17 protein-coding genes are annotated in these 17,468 nt (G+C 72.4%); 5 read left to right on the forward strand and 12 right to left on the reverse strand.

The features are described 5' to 3' along the window. On the reverse strand, positions 1-894 hold an 894-nt coding region (locus E1264_RS14510; RefSeq protein ID WP_132173602.1), incomplete at its 3' end, for a hypothetical protein. Beyond that, positions 894-1,781: an LLM class F420-dependent oxidoreductase gene (locus E1264_RS14515; protein WP_165964175.1), complete on the reverse strand. Its 888-nt coding sequence runs from the start codon at positions 1,779-1,781 to the stop codon at positions 894-896. The genes E1264_RS14510 and E1264_RS14515, both read right to left, overlap by 1 nt. A gap of 94 nt (positions 1,782-1,875) precedes the next feature. Between E1264_RS14515 and E1264_RS14520 the strand changes: the two genes are divergently transcribed. Together E1264_RS14520 and E1264_RS14525 are read left to right on the forward strand one after the other, a co-directional pair. Continuing rightward, on the forward strand, positions 1,876-3,588 hold the full coding sequence (locus tag E1264_RS14520; RefSeq protein ID WP_132173606.1) for a thiamine pyrophosphate-binding protein: 1,713 nt from the start codon (positions 1,876-1,878) through the stop codon (positions 3,586-3,588). A gap of 9 nt (positions 3,589-3,597) precedes the next feature. Beyond that, on the forward strand, positions 3,598-3,945 hold the full coding sequence (locus tag E1264_RS14525; RefSeq protein ID WP_132173608.1) for a hypothetical protein: 348 nt from the start codon (positions 3,598-3,600) through the stop codon (positions 3,943-3,945). A 64-nt stretch (positions 3,946-4,009) separates the two neighbouring features. On the opposite strand, the gene E1264_RS14530 is transcribed toward E1264_RS14525, so the two are convergent. Genes E1264_RS14530 through E1264_RS14540 form a run of 3 tightly spaced genes read right to left on the reverse strand, consistent with a single transcriptional unit; the run spans position 4,010 to position 6,765 of the window. Continuing rightward, a complete protein-coding gene (locus tag E1264_RS14530; protein WP_132173610.1) occupies positions 4,010-4,927 on the reverse strand; it encodes an enoyl-CoA hydratase in 918 nt (305 codons plus the stop codon). Continuing rightward, a complete protein-coding gene (locus E1264_RS14535; protein ID WP_132173612.1) occupies positions 4,924-6,447 on the reverse strand; it encodes a class I adenylate-forming enzyme family protein in 1,524 nt (507 codons plus the stop codon). Before E1264_RS14535 ends, E1264_RS14530 begins: the two co-directional genes overlap by 4 nt. Positions 6,448-6,456: 9 nt before the next feature. Next, a complete protein-coding gene (locus E1264_RS14540) occupies positions 6,457-6,765 on the reverse strand; it encodes a hypothetical protein (protein ID WP_207935916.1) in 309 nt (102 codons plus the stop codon). Positions 6,766-6,904: 139 nt separating this feature from the next. On the opposite strand from E1264_RS14540, the gene E1264_RS14545 reads away from it, so the two are divergent. After that, positions 6,905-7,798, forward strand: a complete 894-nt coding sequence (locus E1264_RS14545) for a VOC family protein (protein WP_165964176.1) — start codon at positions 6,905-6,907, stop codon at positions 7,796-7,798. Between the two features lie 61 nt (positions 7,799-7,859). Here E1264_RS14545 and E1264_RS14550 read toward each other — a convergent pair whose 3' ends face one another. The 5 genes from E1264_RS14550 to E1264_RS14570 all read right to left on the reverse strand — a co-directional run bounded on the left by E1264_RS14550 (position 7,860) and on the right by E1264_RS14570 (position 13,540). Further along, the gene (locus tag E1264_RS14550; RefSeq protein ID WP_207935918.1) at positions 7,860-8,750 is read right to left on the reverse strand and encodes an SDR family oxidoreductase; all 891 of its coding nucleotides are present in this window, start codon (positions 8,748-8,750) and stop codon (positions 7,860-7,862) included. Positions 8,751-8,926: 176 nt separating this feature from the next. Continuing rightward, on the reverse strand, positions 8,927-9,607 hold the full coding sequence (locus E1264_RS14555) for a TetR/AcrR family transcriptional regulator (RefSeq protein ID WP_132173618.1): 681 nt from the start codon (positions 9,605-9,607) through the stop codon (positions 8,927-8,929). 62 nt (positions 9,608-9,669) lie between these two features. Beyond that, positions 9,670-10,887 (reverse strand): CoA transferase, encoded by a 1,218-nt coding sequence (locus E1264_RS14560; protein ID WP_207935917.1) that lies wholly within the window; start codon positions 10,885-10,887, stop codon positions 9,670-9,672. A 27-nt stretch (positions 10,888-10,914) separates the two neighbouring features. Continuing rightward, positions 10,915-12,564, reverse strand: a complete 1,650-nt coding sequence (locus E1264_RS14565) for an AMP-binding protein (protein ID WP_132173620.1) — start codon at positions 12,562-12,564, stop codon at positions 10,915-10,917. A gap of 85 nt (positions 12,565-12,649) precedes the next feature. Continuing rightward, positions 12,650-13,540, reverse strand: coding sequence for an acyl-CoA thioesterase domain-containing protein (locus tag E1264_RS14570; RefSeq protein ID WP_132173622.1), 891 nt, complete (start codon positions 13,538-13,540; stop codon positions 12,650-12,652). Between the two features lie 163 nt (positions 13,541-13,703). Between E1264_RS14570 and E1264_RS14575 the strand changes: the two genes are divergently transcribed. After that, on the forward strand, positions 13,704-14,924 hold the full coding sequence (locus E1264_RS14575) for an amidohydrolase family protein (protein ID WP_132173624.1): 1,221 nt from the start codon (positions 13,704-13,706) through the stop codon (positions 14,922-14,924). 93 nt (positions 14,925-15,017) lie between these two features. After that, positions 15,018-15,563, forward strand: coding sequence for a DoxX family protein (locus E1264_RS14580; RefSeq protein ID WP_132173626.1), 546 nt, complete (start codon positions 15,018-15,020; stop codon positions 15,561-15,563). 29 nt (positions 15,564-15,592) lie between these two features. Here the strand turns inward: E1264_RS14580 and E1264_RS14585 are convergent, their stop codons facing one another. Continuing rightward, positions 15,593-16,282: a TetR/AcrR family transcriptional regulator gene (locus E1264_RS14585; protein WP_165964177.1), complete on the reverse strand. Its 690-nt coding sequence runs from the start codon at positions 16,280-16,282 to the stop codon at positions 15,593-15,595. Positions 16,283-16,308: 26 nt separating this feature from the next. After that, entirely contained in the window at positions 16,309-17,466 is a 1,158-nt protein-coding gene (locus E1264_RS14590; protein ID WP_132173630.1) for an acyl-CoA dehydrogenase family protein, read from the reverse strand. Between the last annotated feature and the right edge of the window lie 2 nt (positions 17,467-17,468).

Here is a 17,468-nt window from a genome sequence, read left to right on the forward strand (position 1 = left end):
GGTGAAGGCGTCGTAGCAGCCGGTGAGCTGGATGTCGGCGGGCTCGACCCCGGCGTTGCGGAACGCGATCCGCCCGCCGTAGTAGCCGGCCTGCCGCGTGATCGGGTCGCACTGGTAGTGGGCGAGGGGGTCCTGGTACGGCTTGTTGGCCCGTCCCACCACGGACATGATGTACGCCGGACGCTGCCGCAGGTCGCGGGCCCGGTCGGCGGACGTCACGATCACGCAGGTGGCGTTGTCGGTCTCGACGCAGCAGTCCAGCAGGTGGCAGGCGGGCTTGACGATCCAGCGCGAGTCCAGCACGTCGTCGACGGTCACGCGCTCGCGGTAGTACGCCCTCGGGTTGTTGGACGCGTGCTTGGCGTGCGCGACCTTGACGTGGGCTAGCTGCTCGTTCGTCGTCCCGTAGGTCTGCATGTGCCGCGCGAACGTGAACTGGAACCGCTGCGCGGGGCTGCCGATGCCGTAGGGCGTGGTGTCGAGCGCGTCGCCGACCAGCCGCGCGGGGCCCGGCCCGGTGGGGGCGGGACGGCCGCCCATCCGCAGCGACGAGTAGCCGTTCATCGACCGGAACACCGCGACCGTGCTGCACATGCCCGCCTCGATCGCGCCCATCGCCAGCCCGATGATCGTCTCGGTGCTGGACCCGCCGCCGTAGGTGTCGGTGTAGAAGTTGAGCCGGACGCCGAGGTCGGTGGCGATCGTCTGGGACAGCGTCGAGTCGCCGACCTGGTAGCAGAGCATCCCGTCGATGTCGGACGCGTCCAGCCCCGCGTCGTCCATCGCGTTGCGGACCGCCTCCACGCCCATGCTCCGGGTGGTGCGCCCCGAGCCGCGGACGTAGGCGGTCTCCCCCACCCCGACGATGCAGTACTTGTCCTTGAGGCCGCCCATCAGCCGTCTCCCGTCCGCGCGATCACCTCGTCGGCGAAGCGCTTGATGCCGTCCAGAACGTCCTCCCTGGTGATCCGCCCGGTATGCCCGCGCACCGGGGACGCGATGACGCGGGTCACGCCCAGCTCCTCCGCGCGGCGCACGGAGTCGACGTCGGCGGGCACGCCGCACGTGACCTCGAACGGTTCGCCCGCCCGGCCCGCCTCCTCGCGGGCCGCGCGGACCACCGCCAGCATGCGGGCGACGTCGTCGAGGTCCTTCGCGCCGATCTCGATCCAGCCGTCGCCGAGGCGGCCCGCCCTGCGCAGCGCGGGCGGGGACGTGCCGCCGATCTCCACCGGGATGCCGCGGCCGCCGCCGCGCCGCTGCACCGGCTTGGGCTCGAACGCCACCGGCCCGAACGCGTAGTGGCGGCCCTGGTGCGTGACCGTCCCCTCGCTCCAGAGGCGGCGCAGCAGCGGGATGATCTCGTCGGTGCGGCTGCCCCGGTCGCGGAACGACTGGCCGACGATGCCGAACTCCTCCTCCAGCCAGCCCACCCCGACGCCGAGGGTGACGCGCCCGCCCGACACGCGGTCGAGCGTCACCACGGACCGCGCGGTGGTGATCGGGTGCCGCAGCGGCAGGACGTACACGTTCGTCGCCAGCCGGATCCGCTCGGTGCGCGCCGCGATGGCCGCGAGCACCACCCACGGGTCGTACATGGGGGTGCGGGGCTCGATCGGCGGGCGCCCGTCCGGGGTGTAGAGGTAGGTCGCCGGGAGCTCGGCGGGCAGCACCAGATGCTCGGGCACCCACACCGACTCGAAGCCGTTCTCCTCCGCCAGCCGTGCGGCCTCCGGGTGGTACCGCGGACTCAGCCCGTACATCGGCAGCCCGAACCTCATGCCCCGCTCCTCCCGTCCGACGGTGCGCAACGCGATCCTATATCTACCAGACGGTTGGTTGACTAGCGAGATCCGGTGATGGCATCGTGAGCACATGCCGACACAGCGGATCTTCACGACGCCGACGCCGGTTCCCGAGGCCATCGCGACGGTTCTCGCCGAGGCCGGGATCGACACGGTCTTCGGCGTCCCCGGCGGCGAGACGGGCCGGATCTTCAACGCGCTGGAGAAGTACCGGGACTCGATCCGCACGATCGTGGTCCGGCAGGAGTCACTGGCCAGCGCCATGGCGGAGGTGTACGGGCGGCTCACCGGCCGTCCCGGAGTGCTCATCGGGCAGGGCCCGTGGGTGCTCGGCTACGGTGTGATCGGCACGCTCGAAGCGCACCTGTCGAGCAGCCCCATGCTGCTGCTGACCGACTTCTCCGACGGCGCCGGGCTCACCCAGCACGGCTCGTACCAGACGGGCACCGGCGAGTACGGGAACTGGGACGCGCGGCAGAGCTTCGCCGGCATCACCAAGGAGGTCGTGGACGCGCGCGGCCCGGCGGAGGCGGTGCACGGCACGCAGCTCGCGATCCGGCACGCGCTGGCCGGGCAGCCGGGGCCGGTCGCCGTCCTCTACTCGGGCGCGGCGCTCCGCGGAGACGTCGGGCCCGGGTCGCGGCCCCGCCTCTACCCGACCGCCGGGTACCTGCCGCAGGCGTCCCCGCCCGCCCCCGCCGAGCGCGTCGAGGCCGCCGCGGAGGCCATCGCGTCGGCGCGCCGCCCGGTCGTGATCGCCGGGAACGGGGTGCGGATCGCGCGGGCCGAGGACGCGCTGCGCCGCTTCGCCGAGACGCTCGACGCGCCCGTCGTCACCAGCCCGTCCGGGAAGGGCTGCATCGCCGAGACGCACGACCTGGCGCTCGGCGTCTACGGCACCTTCGGGACCGGGGCCGCGAACGCGGCGGTCGGCGGCGCCGACATGGTGATCGCGGTCGGCACCCAGCTCAGCTCCGGCGACACGGCCATGGAGAACCCGGACCTGCTCGACCCGGAGCGGCAGACGCTCGTCCACGTGGACGTGGAGGCGCTCAACGCCGGGCGTTCGTTCCCGAGCGAGCACGTCCTGCTCGGCGACGCCGCCGCCACGCTCGACCACCTCACCGAAGCGCTCGGCGAGGGCGGCACCGGAGGCGGCCGGGAGCGCGTCGCGGAGCTGCGGGAACGGCACGGCCACTTCGACCATCCGGCCGCGACGTCCGGCGCCGTCCCGATCATGCCGCAGCGGCTGATCGCCGAGCTGGCCCGGGCGATCGGCGACGACGGCATCGTGACCTGCGACGCGGGCGAGAACCGGATCTTCATGACGCACTACTACCGGACGCCGAACGCGGGCGGCTTCCTGCAGGCCGCCGGGATCGGGCCGATGGGCTACGCGATCCCGTCCGCGCTGGGCGCCAAGCTCGTGCATCCGGGGCGGCGCGTCGCCGCGGTGACCGGCGACGGCGGCTTCGCCATGGCGATGAACGGCCTGATGACGGCCGTCGAGCACGGCATCCCCATCGTCACCGTCGTGTTCAACAACGCGGCGCTGGGCTGGGTCGTGCACGGCGGCTCGTCGGTGTCGCACTTCAACGACTTCGACCATGCGGCGATCGCCCGGTCGATGGGCTGCCGGGGCGTCCGCGTGGACGACCCGGCGCGGCTCGGCGACGCGCTGCGCGAGGCGTTCGCCGAGGAGGAGCTGCCGACGGTCGTCGACGTCAGGATCTCGATGGAGACGTCGTTCCGGGACGTCACGTCACCCCTGGTGCGTGGTTGAGGAGGACCCATGCCGCTAGCCTCGAAGGACCCCTGCGCGCGGGACCAGCGCTGCCCGGACTGGTGTGCCCTGGACCATTCCGGGACGCGAACGGCGCTGCTGCACGAGAGCGAGTCACAGGGCCTGTCCCTGTCGCATCGCCACGACGTGCGGCTGCCCGAGTCGATCGACGCCAGGGTCGTGCAGTACGAGCCGGACGACGCCGGAGACACCGCGGACGCCGGTGACGCCGCCTCGCCGTCGGTGGAGCTCAGCTACCACGTCGGTCCCCGCTACCGGGTGATCAGCCTGTCGCCGTACGAGGCGCGCCGGCTCGCCGGCATCCTGCTGGCCTGCGCCGACCGCACCGAGCAATAGCGTCCGACCAGAACGGCCGCCTCCGGGGTCTCCGGGGGCGGCCGCTCTGGTGACCGGGTCCTGTCTATACGGGAGCCTCGGCGGTGTCCTTCTGGGCGGGCTTCACGGGCGGGGCGTTGCGCCAGTCCGGGACGCCGTGCTCGGGGGTCGCGACGATGCTCTCGCCCTTGGTCTCGGTCGACCAGTGCGCGTGGTTGAGCTCGTGCAGCGTGAAGCAGGCGTTCAGCGAGTTGTGGAAGCCCATGTTGTCGACGGTCTGGTTCACCGACTCCTTGATCAGCAGCGCGGCCATGGTGGGCAGCGCCGCGATCCGCCGGGCCAGCGCGACCGTCTCGTCGGCGAGCCGGTCGGGGGCGAACACCTTGCTGACCATGCCGAGCCGGTGCGCCTCGTGGACGTCGATCGAGTCGCCCGTCAGCAGCAGCTCCTTGGCCTTGCGCGGGCCGAACTCCCACGGGTGGCCGAAGTACTCGACGCCGCACATGCCGAGCCGGGTGCCGACGACGTCCGCGAACTTGACCCTGTCGTCGGCGACGATCAGGTCGCACGCCCACATCAGCATCAGCCCGGCCGCGTACACGGTGCCGTGCACCTGCGCGATGGTGATCTTGCGGAGGTTGCGCCAGCGGCGGGTGTTCTCGAAGAAGTAGTGCCACTCCTGGAGCATCATCTTCTCGATGCCGGTGCGGGAGCCGCCGTTGATCTTCGTGGTCGGGTGCTGGTCCGGGCCTGGGGTGTACTCGGCGCGGGCCTCCGCCGAGCCGATGTCGTGGCCGGAGGAGAACATCGGGCCGGCCCCGCCGAGGATGACGACGCGGACGGTGTCGTCCTGCTCGGCGCGCAGGAAGGCGTCGTTCAGCTCGACGAGGAGGCCGCGGCTCTGCGCGTTGCGGGTCTTCGGCCGGTTCAGCAGGATCCGGACGATCGTCCCGCCGTCGAGCTCCTCGTAGGTGACGAACCTGTAGTCGGGCTTGTCGGTCACGGCATGCTCTCTTCCTGTTCGCCGAGCAGCTCCGCGCGCAGGTCGCGGCGGAGCAGCTTGCCCGTGTCGGTGTAGGGCAGTCCGGTGCGGAATGCCACGTGCTCGGGGGTGCGGGACGAGCGGAGCCGCGCCCGCACCCAGTCCTGCAGTTCCGGACGGTCGGCCTTGTGGCCGTCGCGGAGCACCACGGCGGCGACGACGCGCTCGCCCCATTCGGTGTCGGGGAGGCCGACGACGGCCGCGTCCGCGACCGCGGGGTGCGCGGTGAGGACGTCCTCGATCTCGCCGGGCGAGATGTTCTCGCCGCCGCGGACGATCACGTCGTCCAGGCGGCCCTCGACGTAGAGGTAGCCGGCGTCGTCGAGGCGGCCCTCGTCCCTGGTCGGGAACCAGCCGTCGGCGCGGACGGCGCGGCGGTCCAGGTACTCGCCCGCGACCTGCTCGCCGCGGACCCATATCTCCCCGGCCGTCCCGGCCGGAACCGGCCGCCCGGACGGGTCGCGGATCTCGACCTCCACCGACGGCACCGGGACGCCGACCGAGCCGAGCCGCCGCCGGACGGCCGGGTCCGCGCTGTCCAGCGCGGCGCGGTGGTCGCCGGGGCCGAGGACCGCGATCGTGGAGCTGGTCTCCGTCAGCCCGTAGGCGTTGACGAACTCCACGTGCGGGAGCAGCCGCATCGCGCGCTCGATCACCGGCACCGGCATCCGGCCGCCGCCGTAGGACAGCGTCCGCAGCGCGCGCAGCGGGTCCGGGGTCTCGGGGAGCGCGTCGAGGATGCGGCCGAGCATGGTCGGCACCACCATCGCGTGCGTGACCCGCTCCCGCTCGGCCAGCCGCACCCACTCCCCCGGGTCGAACGACGGGAGCTGCACGATGCGCCGCCCGGCATAGACCGAGGTCAGGACGGCCGAGATGCCCGCGATGTGGTACGGCGGGACGCTCACCAGCGTGGCCTCGTCCTCCGCCGCGCCCATGAACTCCACCGTCGACACGACGTAGGACGCCAGGTGCCGGTGCCGCAGCACGGCGGCCTTCGGCTCCCCGGTCGTGCCGCTGGTGAACAGCAGCACCGCGATCCCGTCCGGGTCGGCGCCCGGCGGGACGGGGCCCTGATCGGTGGCGGTCGCGTCGAGGAACGCCGGCACGTCGACGGGGGCGAGCGCCGGCTGGAGGGTGCGGACGCGTCCGGTGAAGGCGGGGTCGGTGACCGCGACGCCGGGGACGACGCGGCGCAGCACGGCCGCGAGACGCTCGTCGGCCAGCCGGTAGTTGAGCGGCGCCATCGGCAGCCCGGCGAACGCGGCGCCGAACAGGAGCAGCGGCACGGCCGGGGAGTTCACGCCCAGCAGGACGGCGTGGCGCGCGTCGCGTCCGGCGAGCCAGGCACCAGCCCGCCGGGAGCGCTCGTGCAGTTGCTCGTAGGTGAGCGTCTCGGCGGGGCCGCCGTCCCGGGGGCCGATCGCGACGCGGCCGCCGAACCCCTCGGCGGCCATCTGGAGCAGGAGTGTGACGTCCATCGGGCGGGCTCAGTCGGACGACGGCAGCGGCTTGGCGTCCTTGGTGCCGAGTGGCTCATCCGCCTCCGCGAGCGAGCCCGTGCCCGCCTTGGTGCACAGCAGCTCGAACCGTCCGGCCGCGTCGACGTAGCGCTTGCCGAGCAGGACGCCCTCGGCGAACCCGGGCTCCGGCGCGGCGCCCGGTTCGGCCGTCGCGTCGATGGCGATCATCGGGCGGCCGCCGCAGCGCAGGTCCACCTCCTCGCCGCTCGCCCTGACCACCACGACCTCGGCGTCGCACACCGCGCTGCGCAGCCGCGAACCGATGCTCAATATCATTGCAAACCCCCTCCGACCGGTGCGAACCCAGACTTCCAGCATCTCACAGCCGGACGACTAAACAACCAACCGTCTGGTAGATATGGTAGGGCCGGGCGAGCGGATTCGCCAGGGCCGGGCGAGGAGAGGGAGCGGAACGTTGTTCGAGATCGGCAGGTTCTACCACGCGATCCACATGGTCTCCGACCTGGACGCCGCGGACGACTGGTACGACCGGGTGTTCGGCGTCGAGCGCTTCTACAAGGGGCACCTGGCGGTCGAGAAGCGGGACGCCTCGCTCGTCGTCATCGCCGACTTCGTGATGGAGCCGATGATGTCGAGCCGGCTGCCGGGCGCCGAGGCGACCCCGGTCGGCAGGTTCTACGCGCGGTTCGGCGAGCACCTGCACTCGCTGGCCTGGTACGTCAAGGACCTGCGGGGCCTCTACGAGCGGCTGCGCTCGGCGGGCGTGCGCGTGACCGGGCCCGGCGGCGCGGACATGGAGGCCGCGTCGGCCTCGGGCGAGTTCCCGGGCTCGCTCTACACCCACCCGAGGGACAGCCACGGGGCCATCGAGTTCGTGGACGTCGAGGCGGTGAGCGGCCTGGAGGACCCCCGGTTCCGTCCCGGGTTCTCCACGTCCTACTGGAGTGACGAGCATCCGCTGGGCGTCGAGCGCGTCGCGTACATGACCGTGGTCGTCCGCGACCTGGACCGGGCGGCCGGTTTCTACGCGGGCGCGCTCGGCGGCGAGGTGCTGCGCCGGGGCCGCGGCGCGGACGCGACCGACAGCGTCTTCGTGCACGTCGGCGAGGACACGGTGATCGAACTGGCCCGTCCGGACGACGAGCGCAGCCGGGCCGGACGCGACCTCGCCCGCAACGGCGAGATCATGCACTCGGTCACGTTCAAGGTCCGCGACCTGGACGCCGCGCGGCGGCATCTCGCGTCCTGCGGGGTGCGGATCGCCGAGCGCCAGTCCGATGACCTGGTCCTTCATCCGGACGACTGCTTCGGGGCCGTCCTGCGCCTGACCGAGAGGGCCGAGGGTTGAACCGCCGGCCGCGGCGTTACCGGGGGCCCCGTCCCCGGCAACGCCACGGCCGATCCCCCGGTCAGCCGCCGAGGGTGACGTTCGCGCGGGCCCGGGCCACCAGCTCGGGCATGACGGCGGCGAGCTCCTCGGGATCCCAGCGCTGCCCCTTGTCGACGACCGGGCCCTCGTTCCACCCTTCGAGGACGCTGATCCGGCCGCCGTGCACGTTGAAGACGCGCCCGGTGACGTCCTTGGACCCGCTCCCGGCGAGCCAGGCCACCAGCGGCGCGATGTTCTCGGGGGCGAAGGGGTCGAAGTCGTCGCGGGCGGCCATCCGCTCCTGCCCGCGCGGCGTGATCATGCGGGTGCGCGCGGACGGGGACACCGCGTTGACCGTGATGCCGTAGCGGGCCAGCTCCAGCGACGCGATGATCGTGAACCCGGCGATGCCGGCCTTGGCGGCGCCGTAGTTGCTCTGCCCGGTGTTGCCGAACAGGCCGGACACCGACGAGGTGTTGATGATGCGGGCGTCGACCGGCCCGCCCGCCTTGGACCGTTCCCGCCAGTGCCGGGCGGCCTCGCGGGTGACCAGGAACGTGCCCCGCAGGTGGACGGCGACGACGGAGTCCCACTCGTCCTCGGACATGTTGATGATGGTGCGGTCGCGCAGGATGCCCGCGTTGTTCACCACGGCGTCCAGCGCGCCGAAGCTGTCGAGGGCCAGCCGGACGAGCCCGGCGGCGCCGTCGGCGGTGGACACGTCGTGACCGCTGGGCACGGCCTCCCCACCGGCCGCGACGATCTCCTCGGCGACCTCCTTGGCCGCGGCCGAGTCGGGGTTCGCGCCGTGCACGTCGCCGCCGAGGTCGTTGACCACGACCCGGGCGCCCTGGCGCGCGAGCTCCAGCGCGTGCCCGCGGCCGATCCCGCGGCCCGCGCCGGTGACCACCGCCACCCGGCCTTCGCACATCCTCGCCACTGCCGTTCTCCTCACTTGTCGAGTCGAAGGAGGGCGACCCCTCCAGCCGGGGCGGTCACGGGACGCGCCCGGGGCCGCCCGCCCCCTGCTAGACTACCAACCGTCTGGTCGATATCCAATTGCCGGCAAGGGTTTATCCAACGGCTCGGAAGAACGGCCTGGCCGGTTTACCCGGTTTCGCCGGGCGACTTCGCCACACGCTCGTCGGAACCACCGAGGCCGCGGATGAAAAATGTCGCGTACCAGTCGGCGAGTTCGGCGTAGGAGAGCCGCCCCGAAGGCTTGAACCACGTCTGCGTCGTGTTCATCAGCTCGAACAGCGTGCTGGTCACGACGCTGGGGTCGATGTCCGAGTCGAAGTCGCCGTCGCGCATTCCCTGCTCGATTATCTCCTTCGCGAACGCGCTGAATTTGTCGCGCTCGGCGATGACCTCCTTGAGGCGCTTGCCGCGCAGCCGCCCGAACTCGCTCTCCGCGACCCCGCGCCAGAGGCGCTGCTTGCGGTTGAGCGCCATCCACCGGCGGATGAAGGCCCGCAGCCGCACGGGCGCGGCGGCCTCGGCGATCTCGGGCTCCTCCACCAGGGAGGGCTGGTGGGCGTCAAGCGCGCGCTGCACCAATTCAAAGAGCAAGTCTTCCTTGTTCTTGAAATAGTAGTACATGCTGCCCTTGAGGATGCCGACCGTATTGGCGATGTCCTGCAGGCTGGTGGCCTCGTAGCCCTTCTGCGAGAAGATCTTCGCGGCGGCTTCGACAATCTCTTCCCAACGCTGTTCTCCGGCCACCCGTGATTTGGTGGCGGTGCGCTGTCGTCCCTGGGACACGCTCAAAATCATCATTCCCTTCATCGATTCGGCGTGCCCGGCGAGTCTACCAAGGGCGGGGTCGCGAAATCGCCCGTACTCGCATGTCAGGCGATGGCACCGGACTCCTTCAGCCGGCCGATTTCCGCCCAGTCGTGGCCCAGCTCCAGCAGCACCTCTTCGGTGTGCGCGGCGGCCTCCGGCGCGGGCCGCAGCGCGGGCTGCCGCCCGTCGAACCGGACCGGCGCCCGGACGAGCGTGATGTCCTGCCCGGACGGATGCTTGACGTCGGTGATGTAGCCGTTCGCGGTGACCTGCGGGTCGTCCAGGACCTCGGGGAGCGTCTGCATCGCCTCCCACGGCGCGCTCAGCGGGCCGAGGCGCTCGCGCCACTCGGCGAGCGTGCCGCCGGCGAACGTCGCGGCGAGCTCGGCGACGCACTCGGCGCTGTTCGCGTTCCGCTCGGCGGCGCCGGAGAAGCGCGGATCGTCGACCAGGTCCGGGCGGCCGAGGTGGCGGCACAGCGGCGCCCACCAGCGGTCGGACTCCAGCATCAGCAGCGCGATCCAGCGGCCGTCGCCGGTGCGGTAGACGTGCGAGATCGGGTTCGGGACCTTGACCTCGCGGCGGCTGAAGTCGCCGCCGATCGCCTTGGAGTACACCACGTCGCTGGAGTTCACCCAGAGCGCGGTGCCGAGCAGCGACACGTCCACCTCCGACGGCGTCCCGGTGGTGGCGCGACGGAAGAGCGCGGCGGCGACCCCGAAGGCGAGGTTCATGGCGCCGGTCTTGTCGCCGAAGCCGGGCCGCTGCCGCGTCGGGCGCTCCGCGCCCTCCTCGGTGAGCGCGTGCGCGATGCCGCTGCGGGCCCAGAACGCGCTCATGTCGTAGCCGGGCTTGCCGCTCTCGGGGCCCTCCGGGCCGACCGCGTCCGCGCGGACGTAGATGATGTCCGGGTTCACGGCGCGGAGGTCGTCGACGTCGATGCCGAGCTTGGCGCGGTTGCCGGGCAGGAAGCTCGTCATGAACACGTCGCAGCGGGCCGCCATCTCCAGCAGCAGCTCGCGGCCCCCGGGCTTGGAGATGTCGAGGCCGACGCTGCGCTTGCCCCGGTTGGTCTGCTCCATCGTGATGCTGATCCCGGCCATGCTGGGCGCGTAGCCGCCGGTGGACAGGCCGCGCTGCGGGTCGCCGCGCAGCGGATGCTCGATCTTGACGACGTCGGCGCCGAAGTCGGCCAGCACGGCGGCGGCGGCCGGGACGAACGTCCAGGTGGCCACCTCCAGCACGCGGATCCCGTCGAATATGCCGTCCATCTCGCGCATCTCTCCGTTCCTCACGGCCTCACGGCCTCACGCGGGCGCGGGGCCCGCCAGGGCCTCCCGCAGCGCGTACTTCTTGATCTTTCCGGACGCCGTTCTCGGCAGGTCGTCCACGTAGCGCCAGATCCGCGGGATCTTCTGCGGGGCGAGGCCGCCCGCGCGCAGGAACGCGGCGAGGCCGTCCGGCTGGACGGCGGCGCCCGGCCGGAGCAGCACGAACGCGGCGGGCTGCTCGCCGAGCCGCTCGTGCGGCGCCGGGACGACCGCCGCGTCCAGCACCTCGGCGTGCCGCACGATCGCGTCCTCGATCTCCCGGACGGAGATCTTCTCCCCGCCCCGGTTGATGATCTCCTTGGACCGTCCGGTGACCTGGCAGGAGTACCGGACCTCGCCGTCGCCGGTCGCGTGCGCGGTGAGGAACCCGAGGTCGCCGGTGCGGAACCAGCCCTCATCGGTGAAGCCCTCGCGGGTGTGCTCCGGGTCGATGTAGCCGAGCGCGAGCTGGGGGCCCCGGACCAGGAACTCCCCCGCCTCGCCCGCGGGCATTTCGGCGCCGTCCGGGCCGAGCACCCGGATCTCGCAGCCCGGCATGATCCAGCCGTCGGTGGCGAGCCGGATGTGCGGCGGGTCGAGGCGCGGGCTGCTGCCGGTGACGCCCGGGCACTCGGTCATCCCGAACGCCCTGGCCGGGGCGAGGCCCTTCGCCTCGGTCGCCTCGGCGAGCGAGGTCGGGATGGACGAGCCGCCGCACGGGTAGCCGCCGGGCAGCGGCAGCCGGTCCATGCCGCGCCGGTCGAGGGCGTCCACCAGCTCCTTCATGAAGACGGCGGCGCCCGCTGACGTGGTGACCCTGTATTCGAGGATGTCGTCGATGGCCTGGTCGGCGTCCCACCGGTCGCGCAGGACGACCGACGCGCCCGTGTAGAGCGGGACGGCGATGGCCGACAGGAGCCCGGTGGCGTGCGCGACCGGCGCGGGCATGTAGGCGCGGTCGGTCCAGGTGGTGCCGGAGGCGCGGGTCGAGCGGACCGGCGACGCGATCAGGCCGCGGGTGCTGTGCACGACGGCCTTGGCGCCCGACGTCGTGCCGGACGTGAAGCCGATGAGCGCGGGCGCGTCGGGGTCGACGTCGGTGGCGATCTCCGACTTGCCGGTCACCGTCGTCTCGAAGGGCGTCCAGCCGGTGGCGGCGCCGCGCAGCACCACGCGGACGGACGGCTCCCAGCCCGCCATGCGGCACGCCTCGTCGATCAGCTCGGGATGACGGCAGCCGCGGAAGTCGGCCGCCGTCACCACGCAGGCCGGACGCACCGCGGCGACGATCGCGGCGACCTCGTGCTCGCGGTAGATCGGCACGATGGGGGCGCTGATCGCGCCCGCCGCCCAGATCCCGTACGCGACGGCCAGCGACTCCCACCAGTTCGGCGCCTGCCAGGCCACGACGTCGCCGGGGCCGACGCCGCGCGAGCCCAGGAACCCGGCGAAGCGCCCGGCGATGTCGGCCAGCTCCCGCCAGGTCAGCCGGACGTCGCCGTCGTACACGGCGGTCAGCGCGCCGAACTCGACCCGGTTGCGCGCCATCAGGGAGCCGATCGAGACGGGCACCTGGTGCCCGTGCCGCTCGTAGCGGGCGTTCAGTTCCGGGGGTCTCGGCGCGGGCGCGAACTCGAACGATCCCATCGGGCTCCCCTCCACGTTCCTGGCCTGATCGGAGTCTCGGGGTCGGTTCAGTGGTGTCGGGGTCGGGTGAGGTCTGGGGGTGGGGTCAGAGGACGCTCGCCTTGCTGCGGCCGTCCGCCGCGGTGCCGGGCCCGGTCGCGAAGCTGCGGATGATGGCGTCCTGCGCGAACGACGCGACCAGCCGCCCGTCGCGGGCGAAGGCGTGGCCGCGCCCGTAGGACCGGCCGCGCCCGGCGTAGGGGCTCTCGTGCGCCAGCAGGATCCAGTCGCTCATGTCGGCTTCCTCATGGAACGTGACACTATGTCCGAGGATGCCGGTTGAGAACCTGTCGTGCGCGTCGACGATGGTGAGCTCGGGGTGCGGGCGCATCGCGGCGCCGATCAGGAACCCGGCGCTGGCGTGGGCCAGCATCCCCTGCGCGACCGCCTGTTCGGCGGAGGTGTCGCCGGGCATCCGCGTCCATACCGACAGCTCGGTCGGGTCGGCGGTCGGGTCGGCGCCGGGCCGGGTGGAGCCGTTGAGGTCGGCGCCGCCGGCGACGCGCAGCTCGCGGCCGACGTACGGGTCGGTCACCGCTTCGAGCGCCTCGGGCGGCTCGACGGCGGGCATCGGCGCGGCGTGCCGGATGAGGTCGTCGTCGTCCGCGGTGAGCAGCGCCATCGCCCGGGCGCAGAGCCGCCCGCACTGCGTGACCGTCACGGTGGCACTGGCCATGGTGCGCCCGGCGTGCAGGAACTCGACCTCGAAGTCGATCGGGCTCGCCTTGGACGCCGTCCGCGCGAACAGCGCGTGCACGGTCTTGATCCGCTTGCCCGCGGCGGGCTCGGCGCGCGCGGCGGCGACGGCGCACTGCCCGATGAGCTGGCCGCCGAACACGACGTCGCGTTCCGGGCTGTCCACGCTGCCGCCGCGGAACCGGTTCGCGCCCAGCCGCTCCAGGTCGAGTGCGCTCGCGAGGTCGGTCACGATGCCCATTCCGCTCCCTCCACCGCTTCCCGGGACGATGCCCGCGACGTTGCCCGCATCCTAGGCGCGGAAGATCGGCTTGTCTACCAGTCGACCGGTAGATGAGTTTGGCTCGTTGACTACCAGCCGACCGGTTGACAAACTGGACCTTGACCCACGTGAGAGGACTGACATGACGACCATGCGGACTCCCGATCTCAACTGGCTGATCTCCGTCGACGACCATGTCATCGAGCCCGGCCATGTCTGGACGGACCGTGTCCCCGCCAAGTACAGGGACGTCGCGCCGCGGCTCGTCCAGGACGCCGAGCACGGCGAGGTCTGGGTGTACGAGGACCGCAAGGTGCCCTCGTCCGGGCTCGCCGCCTCCGCCGGACGCAAGAAGGAGGAGTTCACCCCGAACGCGATCCCCTACTCGGAGATGCGGGCGGGCTGCTACGACTCCGTCGCGCGGCTGGAGGACATGGACCGCGCGGGCATCCTCGCGTCCCTCTGCTTCCCGTCCGTGCCGCGCTTCTGCGGCCAGCTGTTCTGGGAGGCGGAGGACAAGGAGCTCGCGATGCTCTGCGTCCAGGCCTACAACGACTTCATGATCGACGAGTGGTGCGGGTCGGCGCCCGGCCGCTACATCCCGCTCGTGATCGTCCCGCTGTGGGACCCCAAGGCCGCCGCCAAGGAGATCGAGCGCACCGCCGCCAAGGGCGCGCGGGGCGTCGCCTTCTCCGAGAACCCGGCCCCGCTCGGGCTGCCGACCATCCACGACCCGAAGCGCTACTGGGACCCGCTGTTCGCCGCGGCCCAGGAGACCGAGCTGATCGTGTGCATGCACGTCGGCTCGTCGTCCACCATGCCGAAGATCAGCCCCAACTCGCCGTTCATGGCGAACATGACCTGGGGCGCCAACCGGACGTCGGGCGCGCTGCTCGAATGGCTGTTCAGCGGCATCTTCCAGCGCTTCACCAGCCTGAAGATCGCGCTGTCGGAGGGCAACATCGGCTGGATCCCGTACTTCCTGGAGCGCGCCGAGCAGGTCCTCGACCACCAGCGCGCCTGGATCCAGCGCGGCGAGGCGTTCGGCGGGTCGCTGGAGGGCAAGCACGCGGTCGGGTCGCTGGACCTGGACAACTTCGACCTGCGGCAGACCTACCACGACCACGTGTTCGGCTGCTTCATCGACGATGTCCACGGCATCCGGAACCTCGACGTCATCGGCGAGGACAACGTCATGATCGAGACCGACTACCCGCACTCGGACTCGACCTGGCCGGACTGCATCAAGCTGGCCCAGGAGCGGCTCGCCGACGTGGACCCGCACGTCGCCTACAAGGTGCTGCGCGGCAACGCCGAGCGCGTGTTCCGCTTCACCCCCGCCGATCCGCCGGCGACGGCCTAGCGCCGCGCCCGCCGAGCTGCGGCGTGCCGCCCTCACCGGCGGCCTCGGCCTGATGGGGGCGGCACGCCGCGCGTCTGCAGAGGAAGGACAGGGATGGACGAGGTGGCGGCCGGGCTTCTGCTCGTCCGGGTGGTCGCCGGGCTGACGCTCGCGGCCCACGGCTACAACAAGTTCTTCGGCGGCGGCCGGATCCCGGGCACCGCGCGCTGGTTCGAGAGCATCGGCATGCGGCCCGGGCGGCTGCACGCCCTGTTCGCGGCGTCGACGGAGATCGGCGCGGGCGTGCTGTTCGCCGCCGGGCTGCTCACGCCGCTCGCGGCGGCCGGGTTCGTCGGGCTCATGCTCGTCGCCGCGTGGACGGTGCACCGGGAGAACGGCTTCTTCAGCGCCGGGAACGGATGGGAGTACAACCTGGTCCTGGCCGTCGTCGCCGCCGGGGTCGCGACGACCGGTCCGGGCGCCTGGTCGCTGGACGAGGCGATCGGCCTGGACGCCGGCGGCTGGGGGCTGCTGGTCGCGGCGGGCGGCGGGCTCGCCGCGGGCGCGGGGCTGCTGGCCGCCTGCTACCGCCCGGCGCCGCCCCGCCGGGACGCCCAGGAAGCCCAGGACGCCGCGGCCGCTCAGGCGGAGACCGCCTGAGCGGCGCGGGGGTCCGGTCGGCCGGACGCTCAACGTGGGTGCGGGCCGTCGCCGTCGGCGGCGGCCCGCTGAGCGTCCGCGAACCGGACGCCCGACCCGGCGGCGATCCCGGTTCCCGGGCCGGCGTCCCGGACGGGCGGCACCCCGAGCAGCGACCCGTAGATCTCGATGGCCTTGGCGATCAGCGCGTCCGCGTCCTCCAGCGTCTCGCAGTCGGCGACCTCCCGGGCGATCCCGCCGATGGAGCCGGTGACGATCGACGACAGCGCGCGGTCGGCGAGCGGGTCGCTGACCTGGAGGAGCTTGGTGTTCTGCCGGGCCCATTCCTGGCTGAACCCGCGGGCCACCCCGGCGAAACCGGCGGGGGCGTCGCCGTCCGAGACCATCCGGACCAGTCCGCTGTGGTGCCAGGCGCTGGTCAGGTAGGCGCGGGTGCCCGCGAGGAACAGGCGGCGCCCGTCGGTGACGCCCGCGGCGCGCAGTAACGTCACCGCCTCGCGGGTCCGGCCGGACTGCGCGTCCATGTAGCGGGACCACAGCGCGTGGTACACGCCGTTCTTGCTGCCGAAGTGGTAGTAGAGCGCGCCGACACTGGTGCCGGCGCGCTCGGTGATGTCGGTGACGCTCGTGCCGTAGAAGCCCCGTTCGGTGAACAGCTCCTCGGCCGCGTTCAGCAGGGCGTGGGCCTGGCCGTTCTCCCCGCCCTCGGACTTGCGCATGGACCCCATTCTCCCGCCGCCGCGGCTCAACGGGTCGGTTTGCGAGGCATCGAGAGAATGTGCCATGCCAGGAGATTTCGCTGGATCTGCGACGATCCGCCGTACACGCTGATGGGCCGCGACCGGAAGTACCCGGCGAGCACCTCGGGGGCCGCGCCGGTCACCGCGTCCGCCCCGGCGAGATCGAGCGCCAGGTGGTACAGCGACTGCTCGGCCTGCGACCACAGCAGCTTGCCGACCGACCCCTCCGGACCGGGCTCCCGGCCAGACACGCGCAGCGAGAGCTGCTGCGCCACGTTCAGCCGCAGCGCCTCGCCGAGCACGTACGCGCGGGCCAGCTCCCGGCGGACCTCGGGACGCGCGGTGAGGCCCTTCGCGGCGGCCGTCTCCTCGATGGCACGCAGCGTCTTGCGGTAGTTGGAGATCATGCCGACGTCGGCCGGGCCGCGCTCGTAGGTGACGGTCGTCATCGCGATGTGCCAGCCCTGGCCCGGCGCGCCGAGCATCTGCCCGGCGGGGATCTCGACGTCGTCCCAGAAGACCTCGCTGGTCTCCGGCTCGCCGTCGGCGAGGACGATCGGCCGGGTGGTGATCCCGGGGGTCTTCATGTCGACGAGGAACGCGGAGATGCCCTTGTGCTTGGGGGCGTCCGGGTCGGTGCGGGCGAGCAGCAGGCACCAGTCGGAGTACTGGCCGCCGCTCGTCCACATCTTCTGGCCGTTCACGACGTACACGCCCGACTCCGGCGAGCCCTTCAGCTCGGCGCGGGTCTGGAGCGCGGCGAGGTCGGAGCCCGCGCCCGGCTCGGAGAAGCCCTGGCACCACTGGATCTCGCCGCTCAGCAGCGTCGGCAGGAAGCGGCGCTTCTGCTCCTCGCTCCCGTAGGTGTAGATGGCGCGGCCGAGGTAGTTGACCTGGCCCGGCACGGGCGGGCTGTCGGACGCGCCGACCTCCTCGTTGAGGATCGCGTCGTAGACGGGGCTGAGGTCCTGGCCGCCGTACTCGCGCGGCCAGGCCATGCCCATGTACCCGGCGTCGTAGAGGCTGCGGTGCCACCGGCGCCGGATGGCGGCCTTGGTGTCATGGTCGGCGGCGGTGTCGTAGTCCGCCGGGGCGTTGCCGGCCAGCCACTCGCGCAGCCGGGCGCGGAAACCGGCCTCCTCGGGGGTGTCCCGAAAGTCCATGA

The organism is Actinomadura sp. KC216, assembly GCF_004348535.1.
In the GTDB taxonomy this organism is placed as follows: Bacteria; Actinomycetota; Actinomycetes; order Streptosporangiales; family Streptosporangiaceae; genus Spirillospora.

Coding starts and splice junctions, on each gene's coding strand:
- E1264_RS14540 (WP_207935916.1), bottom strand. CDS start 6,765: ATGATATTGAGCATCGGTTCGCGGCTGCGCAGCGCGGTGTGCGACGCC.
- E1264_RS14515 (WP_165964175.1), bottom strand. CDS start 1,781: ATGAGGTTCGGGCTGCCGATGTACGGGCTGAGTCCGCGGTACCACCCG.
- E1264_RS14575 (WP_132173624.1), top strand. CDS start 13,704: ATGACGACCATGCGGACTCCCGATCTCAACTGGCTGATCTCCGTCGAC.
- E1264_RS14590 (WP_132173630.1), bottom strand. CDS start 17,466: ATGGACTTTCGGGACACCCCCGAGGAGGCCGGTTTCCGCGCCCGGCTG.
- E1264_RS14525 (WP_132173608.1), top strand. CDS start 3,598: ATGCCGCTAGCCTCGAAGGACCCCTGCGCGCGGGACCAGCGCTGCCCG.
- E1264_RS14520 (WP_132173606.1), top strand. CDS start 1,876: ATGCCGACACAGCGGATCTTCACGACGCCGACGCCGGTTCCCGAGGCC.
- E1264_RS14535 (WP_132173612.1), bottom strand. CDS start 6,447: ATGGACGTCACACTCCTGCTCCAGATGGCCGCCGAGGGGTTCGGCGGC.
- E1264_RS14565 (WP_132173620.1), bottom strand. CDS start 12,564: ATGGGATCGTTCGAGTTCGCGCCCGCGCCGAGACCCCCGGAACTGAAC.
- E1264_RS14550 (WP_207935918.1), bottom strand. CDS start 8,750: ATGTGCGAAGGCCGGGTGGCGGTGGTCACCGGCGCGGGCCGCGGGATC.
- E1264_RS14570 (WP_132173622.1), bottom strand. CDS start 13,540: ATGGGCATCGTGACCGACCTCGCGAGCGCACTCGACCTGGAGCGGCTG.
- E1264_RS14560 (WP_207935917.1), bottom strand. CDS start 10,887: ATGCGCGAGATGGACGGCATATTCGACGGGATCCGCGTGCTGGAGGTG.
- E1264_RS14555 (WP_132173618.1), bottom strand. CDS start 9,607: ATGAAGGGAATGATGATTTTGAGCGTGTCCCAGGGACGACAGCGCACC.
- E1264_RS14585 (WP_165964177.1), bottom strand. CDS start 16,282: ATGCGCAAGTCCGAGGGCGGGGAGAACGGCCAGGCCCACGCCCTGCTG.
- E1264_RS14580 (WP_132173626.1), top strand. CDS start 15,018: ATGGACGAGGTGGCGGCCGGGCTTCTGCTCGTCCGGGTGGTCGCCGGG.